General features: G+C 43.7%; 16 protein-coding genes and 3 pseudogenes. 5 read left to right on the top strand and 14 right to left on the bottom strand.

Features of this window, described 5'->3' with window-relative positions:
• From G9U52_RS37895 to G9U52_RS37860, 7 genes and pseudogenes are all read right to left on the bottom strand, one after another.
• The coding region (locus tag G9U52_RS37895) for an IS110 family transposase (RefSeq protein WP_166158360.1) at nucleotides 1-324 on the bottom strand (324 nt) is incomplete at its 3' end.
• 168 nt (nucleotides 325-492) lie between these two features.
• Nucleotides 493-901, bottom strand: a pseudogene (locus G9U52_RS40625) (NUDIX hydrolase).
• A gap of 192 nt (nucleotides 902-1,093) precedes the next feature.
• Nucleotides 1,094-1,897, bottom strand: coding sequence for a carbohydrate ABC transporter permease (locus G9U52_RS37880; RefSeq protein WP_166158354.1), 804 nt, complete (start codon nucleotides 1,895-1,897; stop codon nucleotides 1,094-1,096).
• A complete protein-coding gene (locus G9U52_RS37875) occupies nucleotides 1,894-2,817 on the bottom strand; it encodes a carbohydrate ABC transporter permease (protein ID WP_166158351.1) in 924 nt (307 codons plus the stop codon). Before G9U52_RS37875 ends, G9U52_RS37880 begins: the two co-directional genes overlap by 4 nt.
• Before the next feature lie 85 nt (nucleotides 2,818-2,902).
• The gene (locus G9U52_RS37870) at nucleotides 2,903-4,246 is read right to left on the bottom strand and encodes an ABC transporter substrate-binding protein (RefSeq protein ID WP_166158348.1); all 1,344 of its coding nucleotides are present in this window, start codon (nucleotides 4,244-4,246) and stop codon (nucleotides 2,903-2,905) included.
• 106 nt (nucleotides 4,247-4,352) lie between these two features.
• Nucleotides 4,353-6,119 (bottom strand): cache domain-containing sensor histidine kinase, encoded by a 1,767-nt coding sequence (locus G9U52_RS37865; RefSeq protein WP_166158345.1) that lies wholly within the window; start codon nucleotides 6,117-6,119, stop codon nucleotides 4,353-4,355.
• Nucleotides 6,103-7,689: a response regulator gene (locus G9U52_RS37860; protein ID WP_166158342.1), complete on the bottom strand. Its 1,587-nt coding sequence runs from the start codon at nucleotides 7,687-7,689 to the stop codon at nucleotides 6,103-6,105. Before G9U52_RS37860 ends, G9U52_RS37865 begins: the two co-directional genes overlap by 17 nt.
• Before the next feature lie 566 nt (nucleotides 7,690-8,255).
• Here G9U52_RS37860 and G9U52_RS37855 point away from each other — a divergent pair.
• The 3 genes and pseudogenes from G9U52_RS37855 to G9U52_RS37845 all read left to right on the top strand — a co-directional run.
• Nucleotides 8,256-8,491, top strand: a pseudogene (locus G9U52_RS37855) (transposase); the annotation flags it as partial.
• Nucleotides 8,492-8,937: 446 nt separating this feature from the next.
• The gene (locus G9U52_RS37850; RefSeq protein ID WP_166158340.1) at nucleotides 8,938-9,618 is read left to right on the top strand and encodes a helix-turn-helix domain-containing protein; all 681 of its coding nucleotides are present in this window, start codon (nucleotides 8,938-8,940) and stop codon (nucleotides 9,616-9,618) included.
• A 14-nt stretch (nucleotides 9,619-9,632) separates the two neighbouring features.
• Nucleotides 9,633-10,496: an IS3 family transposase gene (locus G9U52_RS37845; protein ID WP_243767798.1), complete on the top strand. Its 864-nt coding sequence runs from the start codon at nucleotides 9,633-9,635 to the stop codon at nucleotides 10,494-10,496.
• Between the two features lie 701 nt (nucleotides 10,497-11,197).
• Here G9U52_RS37845 and G9U52_RS37840 read toward each other — a convergent pair.
• From G9U52_RS37840 to G9U52_RS37830, 3 genes and pseudogenes are all read right to left on the bottom strand, one after another.
• A pseudogene (locus G9U52_RS37840) lies at nucleotides 11,198-11,830 on the bottom strand (BREX system ATP-binding domain-containing protein); the annotation flags it as partial.
• Nucleotides 11,831-11,835: 5 nt separating this feature from the next.
• Nucleotides 11,836-13,545: a TerB N-terminal domain-containing protein gene (locus G9U52_RS37835; RefSeq protein WP_207953461.1), complete on the bottom strand. Its 1,710-nt coding sequence runs from the start codon at nucleotides 13,543-13,545 to the stop codon at nucleotides 11,836-11,838.
• A 28-nt stretch (nucleotides 13,546-13,573) separates the two neighbouring features.
• Entirely contained in the window at nucleotides 13,574-15,121 is a 1,548-nt protein-coding gene (locus tag G9U52_RS37830) for a hypothetical protein (RefSeq protein WP_166158334.1), read from the bottom strand.
• 239 nt (nucleotides 15,122-15,360) lie between these two features.
• Between G9U52_RS37830 and G9U52_RS37825 the strand changes: the two genes are divergently transcribed.
• Entirely contained in the window at nucleotides 15,361-15,549 is a 189-nt protein-coding gene (locus tag G9U52_RS37825) for a hypothetical protein (RefSeq protein ID WP_207953460.1), read from the top strand.
• Between the two features lie 49 nt (nucleotides 15,550-15,598).
• Here the strand turns inward: G9U52_RS37825 and G9U52_RS37820 are convergent, their stop codons facing one another.
• Genes G9U52_RS37820 through G9U52_RS37810 form a run of 3 tightly spaced genes read right to left on the bottom strand, consistent with a single transcriptional unit; the run spans nucleotide 15,599 to nucleotide 17,613 of the window.
• On the bottom strand, nucleotides 15,599-15,871 hold the full coding sequence (locus G9U52_RS37820) for a YolD-like family protein (RefSeq protein ID WP_166158331.1): 273 nt from the start codon (nucleotides 15,869-15,871) through the stop codon (nucleotides 15,599-15,601).
• Nucleotides 15,872-15,877: 6 nt separating this feature from the next.
• Nucleotides 15,878-16,360 (bottom strand): YhjD family protein, encoded by a 483-nt coding sequence (locus G9U52_RS37815; protein ID WP_166158328.1) that lies wholly within the window; start codon nucleotides 16,358-16,360, stop codon nucleotides 15,878-15,880.
• Nucleotides 16,357-17,613, bottom strand: a complete 1,257-nt coding sequence (locus tag G9U52_RS37810) for a DNA polymerase IV (RefSeq protein ID WP_166158325.1) — start codon at nucleotides 17,611-17,613, stop codon at nucleotides 16,357-16,359. The genes G9U52_RS37815 and G9U52_RS37810 overlap by 4 nt, the downstream gene beginning before the upstream one ends.
• A gap of 752 nt (nucleotides 17,614-18,365) precedes the next feature.
• Here G9U52_RS37810 and G9U52_RS37805 point away from each other — a divergent pair.
• On the top strand, nucleotides 18,366-19,136 hold the full coding sequence (locus G9U52_RS37805; protein WP_166158322.1) for a sugar phosphate isomerase/epimerase family protein: 771 nt from the start codon (nucleotides 18,366-18,368) through the stop codon (nucleotides 19,134-19,136).
• 294 nt (nucleotides 19,137-19,430) lie between these two features.
• Here G9U52_RS37805 and G9U52_RS37800 read toward each other — a convergent pair whose 3' ends face one another.
• Nucleotides 19,431-20,321 carry a LysR family transcriptional regulator gene (locus tag G9U52_RS37800; protein ID WP_166158363.1) on the bottom strand — a complete coding sequence of 297 codons (891 nt, stop codon included), beginning with the start codon at nucleotides 20,319-20,321 and terminating at the stop codon, nucleotides 19,431-19,433.
• Between the last annotated feature and the right edge of the window lie 15 nt (nucleotides 20,322-20,336).

Below are 20,336 nucleotides of genomic sequence, written 5' to 3'. Positions count from 1 at the left end.
GGCCGGATTCACCATGACAACGCTGTTGCCTTTGCTCGCAAGCCAATTGGCTAAGTTATACCCGTAGTGTCCGGTCGGCTCCATGCCGATTATGAGTCCTTTTAAGCGGTGTTTTTGCCTGATTTCGTCAATCCATCGTTCTAATTTTTCAAATCCTTCAATTGTATTTGAGAATGTAAGATGTCGCTTACTAAGTACGATACCGCGAAAATTAGTTGCTTGTGCTACATGAGTCTCTTTGGCGATATCTATACCCACAACAAGATGAGATGTAGAAATTCGTTCAATGCGTTGATTTTGTCCATCTGTTTGTTTAAACTTCATAGTAAGAGCGCCTCCTTGATGTATTGGGTTAAACCCCTTCGACAAATCCATCATACCGAGGCGCTCCTTTTTTGACAAAGCCCAAATCTTAGGCCTTACAGGAATGTTTAGCGGAGCGACGGGCTGCCGTGGCAGCCCTCCTGGTATTTAACTATCGTGCCCGTTAGTTCAATCTTTTTGCTCGATATAGTTCAATAAAAATTCTTTATCCTCAGGAAAGGATAGCTGAAGTTCTTTTACTTGCTCCACTGTTTTCCAAGCAATTTCATGTATGAGTTCATCAGGATCGTGGATGGTCGGCTGTCCATTAATAATCTCCACCTCAAAATACGTTACTTCGTACTCCACGGGACCATGTGACCCTTGCTTTTAATTGATATTATGAATAACTTTGCTTTGGTAACCTGTCTCTTCAAAGACTTCCCTGATACAACAATTCTCTAAATTTTCCTCGTTTTCTTTACCTCCCAGAAGGCACCGACCATCGCTTTTCCTCTTCTGGCTTACCTTGTAAAACCATAAGTATTTGTCTTTCAGAATTCACACATAAGCCTGCTGATCCAATCCATTTGTTCAATATTCAATCCTCCCAAATTCATCTATTTTTGTTCAGCTTTCTGATTTTCATTAATCAATTTCGAAGTGGATCGGTACAAACCCAAGCGGTTTCAAGAAAAATAACCTGCCGGATCAAATGGAACCCTAGTCGTTACGAGAATGTTTCAAAGATCACCCGAAGGTAAAATCCCTTCACATTAAGCTTTGAGGTTTATCCTTTAATTGCTCCTGCAGTAATCCCTTTTATAAAGTTTTTCGATCCTGCTATGAAAACAAGCAGAATCGGAATCGTCGTAAGCGTCAGTGCACACATCCTTGCCGCATAATCGGTGCGATGAACAACCCCTAGGTTGGATACAAAGATCGGTACGGTGTACCATTTCGGATTGTTAATCGAAACAAGCGGCAACAAGTAACTGTTCCACGACCATAGAAACACTAGAATAGCCAGCGTAGAAATACCTGATTTAATCAACGGCAATGCGATTTGCGCCAAAATCCGGGGCTCCGAACAACCGTCAATTCTCGCGCATTCGATGATCTCCTTCGGTACGGTATCTTTAATGAACTGCGTCATAAAAAAGGCTCCGAAAGGAAACGAGAGCCATACCAGCATGATCGGGAACAGCGTATTACCGAAGCCCATATTGCGCATTTCGATAATATAACCTATCGTTCCAACCTGGGAAGGCACCATCATAGTGATGATAATGAAGTAATTTAGCGCCTTTTTCAAACGGAAATCATATTTGGCAATGGCAAAACCTATCAAGGTGCTAATTATGCAGGAGAAAACAACGGCGAACGTTGAGACAAACAAGCTATTGGCATAGACTTGTAAAAAATTAGATTTGAACACAGTTGTTAAATTTTCCACAAAGTAGGATGCAGGTAACAGCGGCAGCCCCAGAAACAAATCTTCATTATAGTAGGTCGACATGACAATCATCATGTAAAACGGAAACAAAGAAGCCATGGTTATGACTATCAATAACGACATTTTAACGATTCTCATTCCTTCTCTCCCTTCCCCGCTGAAAGGCGATAACTGATCATCGAGAAAAAGATGATGATAACGAATAAGGTATAGGCGATTGCCGCTCCGTAACCGAACCGGTTGTCGGAAATAAATGTATTGTCAATAAATTTCCAAATGACTGTAAGTGCGGCGTTGTCCGGACCGCCAACCGAGTTCGCCCCCCAGCCTCCGTACAGAAGCTTCGGCTCGTCGAATAATTGAAAGCCTCCGATAACAGACGTAACAATTAGAAATACCGATATATTTCTCAGCAGCGGCAGTGTGATCGTAACCAGCGTATGGGCTCCGGAAGATCCGTCCACTTTGGCCGCTTCATATATGTCCTGAGGGATCGCCGTCATACCCGCTAAATAAATAGCCATGAAATAACCGAGATGACGCCATATGAACATCAGAGCTATAACGCATCTTGCGATGAACGGTTCCTGCAGCCAGTAAATGCCCTCTGTCACCAGATCCAGCCGGATGAGCAGTTGATTCAGAATTCCGCTCTGCCAGTCGAACATATAGGAAAAAATAAAGCCGATAGCGACCGGAGTCGTAATGTAAGGCATAAAGTTGACGGTCTGAAACAACCGTTTTCCGAATGTCAGGTGAAAAGTAACGTAAGCCATCACCACCCCAAGAAGAATCGTAACCGGAATAGAAATAAGCATAATAAACGCTGTATTGAAAAGCGATTTGTAAAACAACGGATCCTTCGTTAATAAATCTGTATAATTTTTAAGACCTACAAATGTTTTTTCACCAATGCCGTTCCAATCATGAAAGCTTAAGAACAAGGAATAGATAACCGGGTAAAAATGAAATATAAGGTAGCTTAAAATAAATGGAAGGGCGAACAGGTACGGCCATAACCGGATTCCATAATTCGTTTTCGTTGCGACGGCTTTCACATTTTACGCCTCACTTTCCAATCGTTCTTATCTCTAAAAACAAGACGGCAACCGCTCGCTGGAACGGCTGCCGTAAGCGACCTCTTTACTTCACGGTAACATCAGGAGCTTTGTTTTTTACTTCCGTAATGAATTTTTGCAGCGCCGAATTGACATCGATACTTGTATCTTTAGTAAACAGCGGATACAAAGTGTTATATGCATTGAGTACAGTTGTCTCATATTTGGTTTGCGGTTGTCCCTTCACTTCCGGAACTATCTTGGCATAGAAGTATTTCATCAGGTTTTGTCCTCCGAAGAATGCATCATACTCGGTTCCTTTTTCGATCAGATCATTATTTACATAAAACGATTTCAATCCAGGAGGAAACCCAAATTTGGTAAACGATTGGGTGGTACCCTCTTTGGAGAGATAGGAGAAATTTATGTAAGCCCAAGCAGCGTCCTTGACCTTACTTCCCTTATTAATGCCAATAGCTGTACCGCCTATCGTCGTTCCGCCGCCCGGCGCTTTGACCAAACCCCATCTGCCTTTTCCTTCTTTATCATTTGCAGCCACCGTCCATTTTGGCCCCCAGGGCGCCATCGGATAAAATAAAAATTCGCCTTTGGAATAGGAAGCAGCCAGCGAGGGTGTGTTGTTTTCCAATTTGCCGAGGATTCCGGCATCCCTCATTTTAAATAAAGTTTCCAGCGGTCCTTTGACTCTCGATGTCAGATCGATTTCTTTGCCCTTTATATACTCTTTTGCAGTTTGACCGTACAAGATTCGGAAGGCGTCAGACAGCCCGGACATCATCAGCACTTTGCCTCCGCTCTTCTCTTTAACCTCGATACCTTTGGCGATAAACGAGGTCCAATCGTTCAGCAGCGTTTCCAACTGAGCGGGATCATCAGTGCCCAAATACGTTTTGGCCAAATCTCTGCGGTAAGCAAGGCCGCCCGGCGCGATTTGCTGATCGACTCCAACCAACTCTCCCTTGGAATTCGTCAGCAGCGGAAGCAAATAATCGAACAAATCCTGTTTTTTCACGTTGTATGGAGCTGCCTCCAAATTTTCGAGTATACCCAGATCGTACAATTGCCCCCGATAGGCCATTTCTCCGAGAATGACGTCGGGTACATCCGATCCGGAAGCGATACCGCTTTGCAGCTTTTGCAAATAATCGGCGCCACTAACGATGGCGTATTCGACTTTGACATTCGGATACACTTTGTTAAATTCCGGTATCATGTGCTTTAAAAAGGCTTCATCCCAATCCCACACTTTTATTGTGGCCTTCATGTCCTCAGGCTTTACTGCTCCCTTCCCGTCCGGCACTGCCGATGGCTGAGAAATAGGGGTTGAACTGCAACCTGACAGAAGAACCGCCAAGCTTAAACATGCTGCAAGCAGGATGATGAACCCATTTCTTTTTTTTTCAACCATATGAACCCTCCTCGTACAAAATTAAGAAAGCGATTACATTTCTTATTGTACAAACACATTCCATTGCGATAAACTAGACAAACTGGTTGTTTTGTTTCAAATCCGGTTAAAGGACACTACTTAGCGGTAATTTAAGAGTTACGCGAGTGCCTTTGCCCTCGCTGCTCTCGATATCCATTCCGAAATCCTTCCCGTAATGGTACCAGATTCTCTCCCGTACATTAGCCAATCCGATCCCTCCTTGGCCAGCATCTCTGTCGGTACTGCCGGTTTCCGCTGCACATAAGTTTTCACGCTGCTCTGCCGACATCCCTTTACCATTATCTTCGATCGAGATTTCAACCCGTTCCTCCGTCCGGATCGCTTGAATCCGAATCCAGCCCATGTCCTCCATATACATCGAGCAAATCCCATGGAACAGAGCATTCTCAACAATCGGCTGCAAAATCATTTTAGGAACAACAAGGTCATTTAGCCGTGCATCGATATTCCACTCCAGCTGAAACCGGTTCGGGTATCGGCACTGCTGAATTTCCGCGTACTTCTCCACGATTCCTATTTCACCCGCCAACCTAGTGAAGAAGGAGCTGTCACCCTTATGAACCGAATCCTGCAAAATGCCGATTAACGATTGGGTCATCTGTTCCGCTTCACGGTTTCGGTTAGCGTGGCTTAAATAAATAACCGTATTGAGCGTATTGTAAATAAAATGAGGGTTAATCTGGGCCATCAGCAGCTGCAGCTGCATCGTCCTTTTCAATTTCTCGCTTTCGATGGAACTGCGGACATGCTCTTTCAACTCGGTAATCATCCGGTTAAATCCTTTTCCGAGAATTTCCAGCTCATCGCCGCTGCGAATCGAAATTTGCATATTTAAATCACCCTCGGAAACCCGCTTCATAGCAGATACCATCTGGGAAATCGGACGCGTAATATTAGCAATGGTCGGTGTCATGACAGAAAAAATAACAATCAGACTGCATAAGATAACCGTCACATACATGAACAGGATCGAGTTGATTTTGGCAAACAGATTCTTCTTGGAAATAATAGCCATCTGAGTCCAGCCCTTGAGCATGGATTGATTGTAAATAACGATGTACTGCCGGTCCTCCAGGTAGCCGTTGCCCGTACCGGTCCCCAGCTTGATCTGGTCCAGCATGAACGGAGGCGCTTCTTCTTTACTGTTGAACAGGATATCCTGCTTGCTGTTGACGAGAAGCATTTGTTCGTATTGCCCCAAGCTTTGTTGAAAAGCAGCGGTAAATTCCGAATATTTGATGTTGATGAGCAGTGTATAAAGCTCTTCCCCATTAATCGGCTCATCCAAACTTCGGTAACGCACCACATAGCTTACTGCAGGCAGTTCTCCGTTGCCGTTGCCATAATAGAACGGATGAGGCGTGGAGAATTGCGGGTTGCCCCCTTCGGAAGCCAATTCTTTAAACCACTTCTCTTGTAAATTCGATTCAAAGTAGTTCTCATAGCCAGCGTTGTTCGAGAACATCTCCCCATCCGCTCTGACGATCAGAACATTAAAAATAAAGTCATTTAATGCTGTAAATTTTTTCAGTCTTTCTTCCACCGCTTTTTTCTGAAAATAAGCTTGCTCCTTATTGAGCTGTTGATTGGTCTTGAGCAGCAGTTGAATTTCACTGTCACTGATTATGTATTCGGCGATTTTTTCGGTTCGTTCCTGGATGCGTTTGATTTGAAAAGCGTTCTGGGAGAGCTTGACCTGACTGTCTTGTATCGACTGCTCCCGGATCATCTCGGTTACATAGTAGTAAGTGAATGAACCGCTGCACACCAGTGCAATGGAGACGATACAAAAGGTGATCAGCATCAGCTTGCTTTTAATTTTCCATTTCATCGGAAAACCGCTTCCCTTCTGCATAGACCAAGGGATTGACCCCTACCGTTTTGCGGAACACCTGACTGAAATATTGGCTGTTTTTGTAACCAACCATCTCGGCGATTTCATACACCTTGACCCTTTTGTCTTTCAGCATCTGTTTGGCCTGATCCATACGAATTTGAGTTAAATAATCCAATACGGTCATGCCGGTTTCCTGTTTAAACACATGCCGAAGCCTGTCGCCGCTTATACCTACCTCTTCGGCCAGACTTTCAACGGTCAGCGCTTCTTTATATTGTTCACGTATCCGTTCGAGCGTTTGACGCACTTTCCACGAGTACCGGCTGCTCAACTTCTCTTCCGCTTCGCGTATCGCCTCACGGAACATATGCTGAAACCAAACAGAAATGCGCATGAAAGTAACCCAATTTTCCCCGGATACCTCCTCTTCCACCGCCCGGTCCACGAGCTTTGCCAACTGCCTCTTCAGTCGAAAAGATTCAAGCAGTGCGACTAGTTCTCGGCACAAAAGCATCACTCCGTCCAGATGAAAGCGCTTAATAAGAAATGCAAAGGCTTCACTCACCGTCAAGCATGCTTGCTCAGTCTGATGTTGGTCAAGCTGGGCAGCCGCGCGGACCACGTACGGATGAAGCTCCATCCAATAGTCTGCTGCCTTTTTTGGTATCGAATCGGATTGGATAATACATTCCTTTTCGAAAAAAGGCGCGTACTTCAAGATGCGATCACAGCTAACGTAGATCCGGTGTAGTTCGGCAAGATTATGAAAAACAGGCGATATCGTGACGGATGCTGTTTCATTGCGCTGCTCTATGAATGCTTTTTGTAAAAAGCGGGCCATCGCCATGGTCTCATTATGCGTTTGAAGATAACTGCCGGGCTTGGAGACGGCCAGGATCACACCCCACTGCTGCCCACCGATCGGCAGCACGTCCAAACAAAGAAAGCCGGTGGCCTCCGGGGCTTCATTCAACCATACAGGCTCGGTCCGCGGTTCCTTCAGGAGGCCGGGGAGAATAGGGACGGCTGTATTGGCTGCCAAAAGCAGAAACACAAATAAATTGCCGTGACGCTCGCCTTCTTTGGATAACAGCCGGGTCTGCTCAGGCGCGGGCTCCAAGCCTTTGAGTAAATTATTGAACAGCTGGCGCCTGATCAACGCTTCCTTCTGCTCATCTTCCTTCAATTCCCCCCGGATACGCTCCAGTACCGAAATCAGTTCTTTTGGATGCAGCTCGTGTTTCAATAAGTAATCGCATACCCCGATTTTGACAGCTTCTTTGGCATAATCGAACTCCTTATAGGAGGTCAGCAGCACAATGTGAACCGGTATACCCGTTCGCAGTATAGCTTTGCTGAACTCCAAGCCGTCCATGCCCGGCATTCGAATGTCGGCAAAAATGACTTGCGGGCGATGCTTCCGAAACATTTCCAAAGCCATCTGGGGGTACGTAGTCACCGCTGTAATCACAAAGCCGATCTCCTCCCAAGGGATCAAAAGCTCCAGATGCTTGATCGCCAGTACTTCATCGTCTACAATCATTACCTTAATCGCATTCGTCATGAATCCAACCTCCTATCCGGAAATAAAAGATACAGAAACAACCTAAGCGATAGGCTTAGGCTGCTTCGATTATGACAGACAGGTCAATATTACACAATACCGGGCTTTCTAAATGCGAAGCGTTTGATTGCTTATTTCTTCGAAAATTTCAAATTGATTTATTTGTTCTTCCGATAGCTTGCTTAAATCGTTAATCATGCTAAATTCCTCTCATGAACATTTATCATGTAAGCTGAGTGGTTATGCCTTCAGTATAATGAGCAAGCGTTTGGAAAAGGAGTAGCTATCATGCTAAATAATCATACAATCCTGCTATTATCGAAAAAAAGCCAGGATATAGTACGAGTTTTGAGAATATGCAGCGGGCACCAAAAATTTTCGGTGATATACGGCTTTCCATTTACTTATCTTTTATCCTTCATCCCTACTGCGAAAACTTCAAAGCCCAGCTTTTTATAGTACTCTATTCTGTTAGTGCGCTGGTCCGGCAACCAGCACATGCCCATGCTTTGAAGGATCAGGGTGCCGAGATTATTAATGGAGATTTGATGCATCCAGAATCACTCGAGATCCGTAAAATGATCTATACCACGAATATTATTGAAGGCTACCATCGCCAGCTTCGAAAAGTCACCAAAACCAAAACCGCTTACCCATCAGATGATGCTTTGCGGAAGATTATCTATCTCGCCACCATGCATGCATCCTGAAATTGACGATGCCGCTTCGTTCTTGGAAAGAATGTATATCGCAGCTTGCCATCCATTTTGGAGACCGGTTGCAAGCGGAACTATCTGCATGATGAGAGACTTGAGAGCTGGCTTGACATGGAGCCTCTATGGGCATGATTCCTTGCGATTGGGCGATAGCTCGTATACTCGTATCGCTAATGCTGTTTAGCCTATAGCCCACCCCTCCATGTAAAGCCTCTGGATGAACGGTTTGTCGAACTTAATCTCATTCCTGCTGGGAACACTTAAAAACAAAATACATCGCCTTTTTAGTGGCGATGTTTATATAGTCAACCTTTTTACATATTGATCAACGTATTTACTAATTGTTTTATTGTTGTCATCTGTTGGATTATCAAAAATTCTCATCGTACACTTAAGCGGTGTGAAGATTTCATTTTTCGTAATGACTTAAATTCCTCTTACATTCCAACGAGGCTGCCAATCCGAATGATATGCTCCCCTGTAAGTAGACAGGTTTAAAAAATAAACCGGCTACTCAAAGGGGAGTATTTCTTTGTCGAAAAAGAATGAATATACTGGCGTAGAAAAACTGGCGATAATAGGAGAACTTGAAGCAGGTGAAGGCACTCGGGTTGAGGTGGCCCGCAAGTACAACTTCAGTGTCAATACACTGGTGAAATGGCGGCACCGCTATGAACTGTACGGTGTTGATGGATTAGAAATTCGGATTGGTATTCGCAGATATCCAGTGGAGCTGAAGCTTCAAGCGGTGCAGGATTATCTGTCGGGTAAGTACTCGCAATATGAACTCATCGATAAATACAAATTTGCAAGCCGTACACAACTCAAAAGTTGGATTGACAAGTATAATAATCATAGCAGCTTTAAATCGGTAAACGAAGGAGCAAGAGCTATGATAAAGGGACGGTCCACCACCTGGCAGGAACGAATCGACATTGTGTTGTATTGCATGGCGCATGAACATGACTACCGGAAGACAGCAGAGCAGTTTCAGGTCGCCTATCATCAAGTGTACCAGTGGATCAAGAAATACGAGGATGGCGGGCAGGATGCGCTGCAGGACGGCCGGGGACGGAAGAAAGCAGTGGAAGAGTTAACGGAGGCCGAGCAGCAGAAACACACTACGAAGAAGCTTGAGTATGAAAATGAGCGGCTTCGGGCAGAGGTAGCATTCTTAAAAAAGTTACAGGAATTGCAAAGGGGGCGAACTTAAGCGGGCATAGGCAAATGCAAGTGTATGTGGCCATTCGGTCGGTTCACGAGCAACAGGGGTTCAGCCTGCAGCTGTTGTGTAAGCTCGCAAAGGTAGCGCGGTCCAGTTATTACAAATGGATAGACCACAAGCCTAGTCCACGTGAACAAGAAAACGAGCAGCTGACTGAGAACATGCTAGCGCATCATAAGCAGTTTCAAGGTATCTATGGTTACCGGCGGCACACCGTTCAGCTCTGTCGACAAACGGGCAAACCGATTAATCACAAGCGGATCCGGCGGCTCATGAAGCTTGCAGGCATCCAGTCGGTCATCCGTCGGAAGAAAAAGCAATATGCGAGTTCCACTCCCCAACATGTTGCCGAAAACCTGCTGAACCGCGAATTCCACGCCGAAGCACCCGATGAGAAATGGCTGACGGATGTAACGGAATTCAAATACGGACATAGCCAGAAAGCGTATCTTAGCGCCATATTGGATCTACACGATAACACCATTGTTTCCTACGTGTTTGGACGTTCGAACAACAACAATCTTGTGTTTCAAACGTTGGATCAGGCACTCCAGCTTGCACCAGGCAGCGCCCCCATGCTTCACAGCGACCGAGGGTTTCAGTACACCTCGCCGAGCTTCAAGAAACGGCTGGAGGCCGCGAACGTGACCCCCAGCATGTCCCGTATTGGCAGGTGCATCGATAATGGACCAATGGAATCTTTTTGGGGGACCTTGAAATGTGAAAAGTATTATTTGAATACATACAGCACGTTTGAAGAGCTAGAGAAGGACATTGATACTTACATAAACTTTTACAATAACGAGCGATTACAGGCGAAATTAAACGGCCTCAGTCCCATGGAATTCAGGACTAAGGCCGCCTAAACGCTTTTACTTATTTGTACTGTCTACTTGACGGGGTGCAGTTCAGAACGCTGGTAGCCTCGTCTTAGTTGTTTATTAAGCTATCGTACCCGTTCGTAATATAAGGTTAGCCAGATATTTCTGGTTGACCTTTTTTTATAGGGTCTTATTATAACGGTAGTCGGGGTAGAACGGTGTGCCCGTGGGACTTGATCCCGTCAGCTAAACTGTTCACCCCCTGCTTGTATAAACATGTTTCAGGCTGGTTGGGACCAAGATCCCGCTTAACAAGCGAACCTATGACATTACAAGAAGTTTTAGGGGATACCGACAATTACGTATTTTTAAGGAGGATAATCGTATGAATCCAGTCATTGGTCTGGATGTGGCCAAAGGGATATACATTTGCGGTAACTTCCCCTTTCCCAATTTTTAGTCACCTCTAGCTTTACTAGAATTGGGAAGATTTAAACTAATATTACCATTTGGTCACTATGCCTATTAAGCCTATATACACGCCACAACAACGATTGTACTCAGAAATACGACTCATCCGTGCTTCAGTTGTCCGCTTTTCATCTTCATTTTAATCTTAAAATAGATAATAACGCTTACGATAAACCTACTAATTGAGATTTTTTGGTGGAATAGTTTGCATGGCGTGGGCGACGACGATACCCGCTCTCTTTTTACCCTTTCGTGCTGCTGTACGTCTATACATGGCTTTTTGTAGGGAATTCACCGCGTAACCAACGAAGGGCAGCCTGTTTTTTATCGTCATCAGCATGCCTATAGCCGCTCCAGTAAATGGATAATACTTTTGCAAAATCAAACCCATTCACCATGTTCTGCATTTCAGCCGTTACGGCAAATATCCTTTGCTCCACTTCGTTATTCAATAAAGGATCATTAGGCCGCAGCCCTAGCTCCTTCATTGCCTCTTGCTGTATTGAAGCAATCCATTTTTGAAGAATTGATTCCAAAGCACCTCCATCTGGTCGAGCACGAATAGACAAATGGGTCATTAATTCGCGGTAGGTTGCTAATCCTTGCCCTTTTGTACCCACAAACCGTCGCTCAGGTGAGAGGTCTGCGTCGGCGACGATAAAATCACGATCCATCGCATAGTTACGTATCGTCTGCAGGAGAAAGCTCTTTCCACTTCCGTAACGTCCGGTAATAAACTTAAAGGCAGCCCCACCCTCAGCAATATTATCCATATCCCTTAAAATCGCTTCTACTTCAACCCTTCGTCCTACAGCAATATGCTCTAAACCTATCCTAGGAACAACACCTGCAGTGAGTGAATTAACGAGAGCTGTTGTAAGTCGTTTAGGTATCTTCACATCAGGCATAAAAATCATCCTTTCAAATTATCCAAATTATTGAGATATTCCTCGAAAATCCGTTCCCCATCTATTATGAGATCACCAATGGCTTCCATTGCCACATTATTAATATCGTCAATAATGAGTGCCGGCATGGTTCCATACGCATTGGCCACAGCATTGAGTTCACTTTCAGGAGCGGGACTCTTCAGGGCATATAACGCTTCTAATTGGCAGGAATCCAATGAACTTGCGAACAGGGACCATTCCTCGTTCAAATTTGATGTATCCCAACTGATTTTCGAAGATCTATCATTCTGCAATACAATTTCAGGCTGCTTTGCAACTACCAATGGTACGTCGGGAATATCCACATTGGTTGAATCCGACTCTTGGTTAAACTCTTGTTCTGCAATTGTAAGCAGGCTGCGCACGTGTTCGGTGTCATTCTGGAGGACTGCCAATTTTTCAGCATCAATGGTTATCTTAGGTAGCACATTTACCTTCTGAGAAAACTCGTTATCTAGGTACCGATCTATTAAGCGTTCTAGCTCTTGGTCAAGGGTTATCCCTCTTAACCGAATCTTAAATTTTCGGAGATCCCTTAATTTGTTCTCTGTATACTTAAAAACTTGGGTTAAATAGCCCCGGAGCGGGCCATGGTTGAGAAGTTGAACTGTAGGTACAGATATTGTTTTACCATACAGGGTGTCATCATATATAGCACTACGGAATAATTGACGCTCTGTGACAAGTTCTTGAGGCGGAAACATTTCTATCAGTTTAAGCCCATAAGTTTTGAACAGGTAAGCATCGACTAATGCAACAACCCGAGGGACGTAGAATTCCAAATCAAGTTTTCCAAAATCTTGATAAAACTTATTCCGCTGCATATCGTAATCGCTTAAATGTAAGAGCATATCCAGAGATATTTGAGAGGGTTTTTCTTTTAACAATCTCATCAATTCCACATTAATCAGTTCACCAGATAGTAAGCTTTGGGAGCGTGTTAGGATCGAAATCAAAGGGATATTTAATGAGTGAATTAATACAAAATCAGAAATCCAATCGATTAGGTATTCATTTAGCTGAGCATATTGATTTCCATAAGCAATACTAATTTTATTAAATAACTTATACCCTGACTCCGGCCTTGTCCAACCTATACCGTTGATGAGTTCAAACACATACACATAAATGTAGGATAAGTCCGTTTCTGGGTACCGGTTGCTCCGGACTTCGGATCGCCAATAGTAATACCAATTTAATTGAGGTTGGGTCATATCGTTGTAGGTTGGTCCATAACTATTAAAAGGGACAAAAGGTACTGGTTGACCCTCTACTTGCGCCCGCCGCTTTGCTTCGTCAACAAAACTACGCCCCCGGCTATTTATGTTGAAAGATAATGAATCAGTAGTGCTTTGAGCAGAAGGATCCCTCTGAGGAATATGTACCCCTGGAGATTCCTCATCCAAATCATAGTCAGTAAATTGGATGGGATTGCTCTTCATCCTATTATCCACGCTCATCCAATATGGTGCGGGTAACTCATTACTGTATTCTAATGGATCAAATATAGCATACCGTTGATGAGTCCTGTCTTGTAATCCTAAAAGAGTTAAATGGGTCCACTTTACGGCGTCTTGATTTAAATAATCCTCAGAAGAAAATAGAGATAATCTTAACCTTGCTTTGATCTTTGAAAGGACTCGGTATATGAGGGTATCTGTACTTTTCGTCATCGAATCTGGTTCTAAGGTAATTAAAATATCATATTTTTTTTTGCAGAGCAGCTTCTTTACTTAACAAGCTGGGAGTCATCGCAATCCACTGCGGATTATGGCCAGCAGACTTATTCAATACCGCCGAGGAGGTAAGCCATAGGATATCTATTGATTCACCCCATAGATTTTTCAAAGATTCCAGTTGAACTAGCTTTCCAACGATGAGAATATGTGAATCACTATATTGTTCGGTTAGATCTTGAAGAAAATCATGTAATGGTTTAGACCATTGGCTTAGTCCGCCCAATACGCCTCCATTTATACCCCACATCGAGAGAAACTGCAGATGTTGTAAAGTGGGGTTGCCCTCACCGCTCTGCCAATTGTGACCTAAAAGTTCAAACCGGCTCCACGGGCCTTCAAGTCGAGCACTACCCCTATTGAAAATCTCTGCAGGAAGTAGCTGGATGGGTGCTTCCAATGATGAACCGTTTGTAGCTCTACCCATTGAACCAATCCCTATTTGATTTAGCAGGGACACAGGCAGCCAACCGGACTCGCTAGAAACAAAACGTTTTCCGGGTCGTATTTGTCTTGATATATCCGATGCACTTACATATAAGCCATTTACGGAAAGCATGGGGATAGCAGATGGATTACCAACGCCGTTGATTATGGATGTTTGGCCAAGCAAGAAAAGCTGAAATTCCAGCCCAATTATGTGCGTTTCAAGTAATCGTTCCTTGTCGCCCGATATAAAATGCGACCATTCTCCGGACAACATCTCAATAAAGTAAGGAATTCCATCCCCCGAAATCAAAGACAGTCCATTTTGGATGGGATAGATAGTAAAGAACTCCATTAATGGGTCTAGGTGTGGTCCTAAATAGAGACGATCTCCATCGATTACATAATCATCAAGACCAGGAATATCCATAGGGGATTGGCAATTCCAGTTTATGGATAACTGCACGGTTTCTTGGGTAATATCGCCGATTGCTATATGAATTGCGTCTTCATGTAAAAATTGTATTGGACAGATAATAGGGAGCCCACGGCTCTTCATATCCGACATTACTTCATCAATGAAATAAGGAAGCAGCCCAGGTTCAACTTTATTAAATAACCAACGATTGTCTTGGCTTGTCCAACCAGGTATATTCCAAATTTCATTGCCTTTTTGAAACCATCCATCCAAATGGGGCTCTACACCATTGAGGAATTGCACCACTAATTTATGATGATGGTGGTCCCATGTGCATTCAATTAGAAAATTTTCGGGACATTCAATGTGGTGGAGATTCATAATCAGGGGATCTATCAGAATGTGGTAACGTTTGAAAGTACTCTCCTTCATCATCTCGCAAAGTTGGTTCCGTAAGTCTAATAGCTCATGTATTTCGATTTGGACTTCGGTTTGGTCAAGCATTAGGTATTTTGAAGGCAAGCAAGTAGAGGGGAGTTTAGAAACCGCCTGAGAAATCCATAAAGGCTTGTCCTTTGTTAATGTCCTGAAAGTGTAACCTTGTTCAGGGTGAAGGCTTAGCGACAAGGTAATTTTTGCTCTGTCGAATATAAAAGTAAGAATATCCATATCTCCCCACCCTCTGCACTATTCAATTTCCTGATTTATATTATATCATAGTTACAGTATTTTCCTTCTTGCACTTTAGGGGTTATTGTCAAAAAATAAGTAAAATTGTTGTTAGTATTTATTCAATACCATCATAATGAAGTAGTTGCTGCTTTATTGTTATATGGTAAAATTACTCTATGTTATTGGTTAGATAAGTGAACCTATTTTAGTGAAGATCAAAGATAAGGAGAACGTATATGATTATTGAACGATATGCCTTGTTAGAAAAAAATCGTACGATGGTTGCGTTTGAGAAAGATGGAAAATACTACGGCCATATCCTGAAAGATGCGACTGACAAAAAGCCGGCTATGATCGTATTTGAAACAGCCAAATTTAATTCACTGGATGCACTAAAAGTCGAATTTCCGCCTTTATTAGAATAAGAATATCAAACGAAGCCAATTACAGATGTCTTTAGAAAAAGCCCAGGGATTACGCCCCTGGGCTTTCTACTTTCCAAATATCCAAGAACGGCACTTTTGTTACATCTCCATATCTGCTGATATGAACTGTCCTAGTTCGGGCATCCATCTCCCTGATCCGCCCTCTTACTTGCTCTGTCTGCCCCCAGACAGTTAATAGTACTTCTTGATCCTCCCGTTTCGCTTCTACTAACTTTTCGCCTAACTCTTCCAGTTCAAATTCATCCCGTGTCGGGCGCTTGGGTATCGCGTTTTTTCCTACTGATTTTGCTAATTTGACCATTTCAGATCACTCCTTCACTATATTTAAAATGCTTTTGATGTTATCAGTTAGCATGATGCTAAGTTTAGCCTTCACAACATCCCGCATAATTGCAAAAGGGTATTCGTAACCGCGGCAAAGATATTTGTAATGAAGATCTTCGTCTGGCCGCGCATCTTCGAAAACTTTAATTTGTCTTATCTTCAACTCTTTTTTATTTTTGGTCATCTGGGAATGGATCCTGTGCATAAGGATTTGTGTAAGGGCTGTGTAATATTTCTTGAGCATGTTGTTCGATATCTCAAATTCCTTACTATTGCGCTCAATCATTGTTAGCAACATCGGAAGAAGTATTGAATCCAAGATCATATTGTGCTCATCGGCAGTCGGCTTTTGTACTTGTTGGATCACCGGTTCAGGGTTTTGACGATTAATCAAAGCTTCCTTATGCTGTGGCAGAATGATTCGGCTTGACTCCCAGCGACCGTTACCTTCGAGCTTTTTGCTCATTTATAATGTCCTCCAATTTTCATTGCTCGATGTTGTGCTTGCCCCGCGGCCCCGAAGGATGAAGCCCTGGCTATTGCTGCACTACCAAATCTATCCTTGATGTAGTCTGTGGCACGTTCCAATGCACGTTGCCTCTCCTGATCTTCAAACATGGTCAACTGATATTCAGAATCTTCAACCAATCCACTGATTGTCACGCCAGCCCTACGTACAGGCATGCCGTTCCAAAACAGATAAAATAATTTCCGCGCAGCCTCGTAGATTGTATTGGTATTATTGGTGGGATCCGGAAGTGTCATCTGCCTAGAAAAGCCAGTTGGTGCGTCAAAGGGACTACACATACAGCCCACAGTCAATGTCGAGCCCATGTATCCTTTACGCCTAGCATCCCGGCAAACTTCTTCGGTAAGCTCAAGAATTATAGTATCTACCTCATGTTCCAGATAGTCCCTGGGCAAAGTCATCATATGACTTATGGATTTCGGTGCTACACGGTGGGTACTTGGTGTTACTTTGGAATCATCTATGCCATTGGCTGTCTGCCAAAGCAAAGTCGCATGTATATCCGCATTTTTTCCAAACCGAGTTCGCAGTAGGCTCTTTACTTTATGTAGAGGTAACTGTGCGAGCTCACCGATCGTATGAATGCCAAGTCTGAAGAAATGTTGCTTCATGCGGCTACCGCAACCGAACATTTTCTCTATCGGCTGCTTCCACAGATCGTCGGCAATTGTGTCTTTACTCATCGTATAAATACCGGATTCATTCTTCTTTGAAAACATGTCACAAGCTGATTTTGCCAATATCTTACAGTTTGATATTCCCACTCTTACTTTAACTCCCGTGGCCAATAGTACCTGAATTTGAATTTGTTTGGCCATTTCTTCTGGATTACCAAACATGCCAATCGAGTGTGTCATGTCAATAAACTGTTCATCTATCGAGAAAATCTCAACTAAATCGGAAAAAGACTCATAAATTTGGGTAATCCGCAGTGACACATCGATATACATCTGCATTCGAGGCTTGAGCACAATTAAATCAGGACACTTACTGAGTGACTCTCCTAACCGCTCCGCTGTAGTTATTCCATAACTTTTTGCAATGGGGCAAGCCGCTAGAATTATGCCTGACCTCCTAGTTGCGTCAGCGGCCACTACAACGGGTTTTTCCTTGTATTCTGGATGGGCTGCCTTCTCTACTGAGGCGTAAAAACTTTCGCAATCCACGAGAAATATAATTCGCTCTTTCATGACGACCTCTGCTTTGCTGCGTGAGAAACCGCAAGGATGTTCTCCATACTGAACACCCTTAATCCCTTTTTGACGAAGCAATACGCACAGATATAGTTCTTTCTAATCGAACGAACCTCAATATAACGATGCGAGATCACACCGTGTTTATCCATGTACATAATTTCTATACACATTCCGATATATCGACTAAACTGACTTGGCTCTATCTTCATCACCCCATTGAACAATTTTTAAAGGCCGAGGTTTGCCACTTGCGATATCCATGTAACCACATTTTTTCATCCGTGCTAAGTAGCCATGATCACTGGGAGAGGATCCGGAAATCGGGCAGATGTACTTTACTGCTGCTGAATTCTTGTTATGACTAATAAAAGATACAATAAGCTCGAGGAGTAGATGGAACACTTGTTCTTATTATACTCATAATAACGAACAAATATTCGCATTACAACAGGTATTTTTTAGGATATCTGGATTTCCTATTTCAATAAGGTAATTTTAAGTTAAATTACAGTAAGACATCCCCGATATTCCGGAGAATATAAAGAGGAGCCTTTAATTAATGATTTTCATAAGTAAAGGCATATTTATGAGTTAGCTGGAACTTACATGATAAATTGTTGAATGGCTATTGATTTCTTTTTTTGGCTATGATAACGTCGGCTTGAAAACTCACACGATTAATGGAATTGGAAAAAAACCACTTTCAGTAGATTCCAGCATCAGAAATTAAAAGGAGGATTACACTTATGACATCTCTTGGCTTTCAAGCTTCTAGCCTTAAAGCCTTTCTCACCATACCGGAGGATGTGCTTGGCACATTTCGTAAACTTTCTGATATGGGTTACAGGGTGGTGCAGTTGCAATGGATTTCGCCTGATGTGCCGGATGAGTTTGTTGCCGATGCGCTGCGGGAGACGCGTCTGACGTGTGTTTCCACGCAAGATTATTACAGCGTAGTGAGTGATAACCTGGGCCGGTTTATCCAAATGAACAAGCTGTGGAACAGCTGCCTTATGTGTGTAAGCGGCATACCGCGTGAAAAGATGTCGGTTGAAGGGTTGCTCGCATTTTCTGTGGAATTAGGCCAAATGGCGGATGTTCTTCGGGAGAATGGCCTGATCTTGACATTTCACCCGAGAGTGTCCGATTACACTTGCATTGAAGGCAGACCTGCGGTTGACTGGCTGATGGACGGAATGCCGGATGACGCGCAGCTTACGATAGACTTTTATAGCGTTGTTAAGGCCGGGCTAAATCCCATAAAGCTGCTTGAACGATATAGCGGCCGTGTCGACATGGTGCACTTTAAGGATTCCGTCATTTTGCCGGATGGGCGCGAAAACCTGATGCCAGTAGGGCAAGGCCATATCGCTTGGCCTGAAATATTTGAAGCCTGTCAAAAAGCGGGTGTCAAGTGGGGCTTTGCGGAGCAGGAATCCTGGCAAAAGGATGCGTTTATTTGTGCACATGAAAGTTATGAATATATTACCTCACACGGAATTCTCAGCCCACCCTAATTTTTATAAAGCTCTTTGTTTCAATGTTCGGTTTACTTTCTCTTAACTGGACAGCATAAAAAAGATAAAAGTGTTCGAAGAAAATAAAGTCTTAGACTGGAGTTGTTGATTTGATGCAGTATTGGGGATGAAAAATCGTCAGCTTTTGAGATATAAGTATTAGACTAAACCGAACAGGGACGCAACGGCAGTCTTAGACTCGTAAATAAAGTCTTAGACTGCCGCTGTAATGATTGAACTATCGTACCCGTTAGTTTAGCGAGATAAGCTAATACTCTATGCAAAATTTGTACATTAGCGGTTCCGGTCACCGGATAAATAAAGCTCCCTTGCGGTTTTCAGGAACAGCTTCACCCCGTGAGGAGCCTCCTCCAGAGATGGAACCGCCAAGTGAATCTCTCTGAACGGCTGCGGTTCAATTGTCCGGACGCGGACATTAGGCGGCAGCACCGACAACGACAACGAAGTTGTCGATACGATCGCGACGCCCAGCCCTTCTTGAATCATGCTTAACGCCGTGGTTATGTTGTGGCCATCATATTTGACGCACAAAGCGATTCCAAATTGTTGAAACAGCTCATAAATCGGCGTTACAAACCCGCCTTTGCATACAATCATAGGTTCATTGTCCAGATCGGTGATATGGATTTTCGGGCGAATTTGCAATGGATGATCGTCCCGAAGGAGCAGACACAACTCGTCTTTAAAGAACGGAATCCCTTCCAATTCACCGTTCGGTGGAATAATCCAGCCGACATCGATTATTCTTGAAGACAGCCATTCTTTAATCTCGTCAATAGTTCCTTCGTACAGTTCGAACGTCAGCCCAGGGTGCTTCTCCCCGATCACCTTTAATATTTTCGGCAAGAAATGTGCGGACACAATCGGGAACGTCCCAATGCGAACGGTGCCGACTTCAAACCCTTTCTCGGCCGTTACCTCCTGCTCCACCTTATTGTAGCCGTGCAAAATCTCTCTGAATATGACAGTCAGGCGCTTCCCAATATCGGTGAGGATGATCCCTTTCTTTTTATCCCGAATCATGAGGATGACCCCCAATTCCGATTCAAGCGTGGAGATGGCTCGGCTTACGGCAGGCTGCGTCATATTCAATTGCTCCCCAGCTTTTGTAAAATTGCCGGTCTCGACGATTTTCACGAATAACATCAGTTGCGAATGTGTCATAACAATTTTGATATC

It is taken from the genome of Paenibacillus agricola (assembly GCF_011440305.1).
Taxonomy (GTDB): Bacteria; Bacillota; Bacilli; order Paenibacillales; family NBRC-103111; genus Paenibacillus_S; species Paenibacillus_S agricola.
The sequence above is the reverse complement of the archived record's forward strand: the minus strand, read 5'-3'. Positions and strand labels throughout refer to the sequence as shown.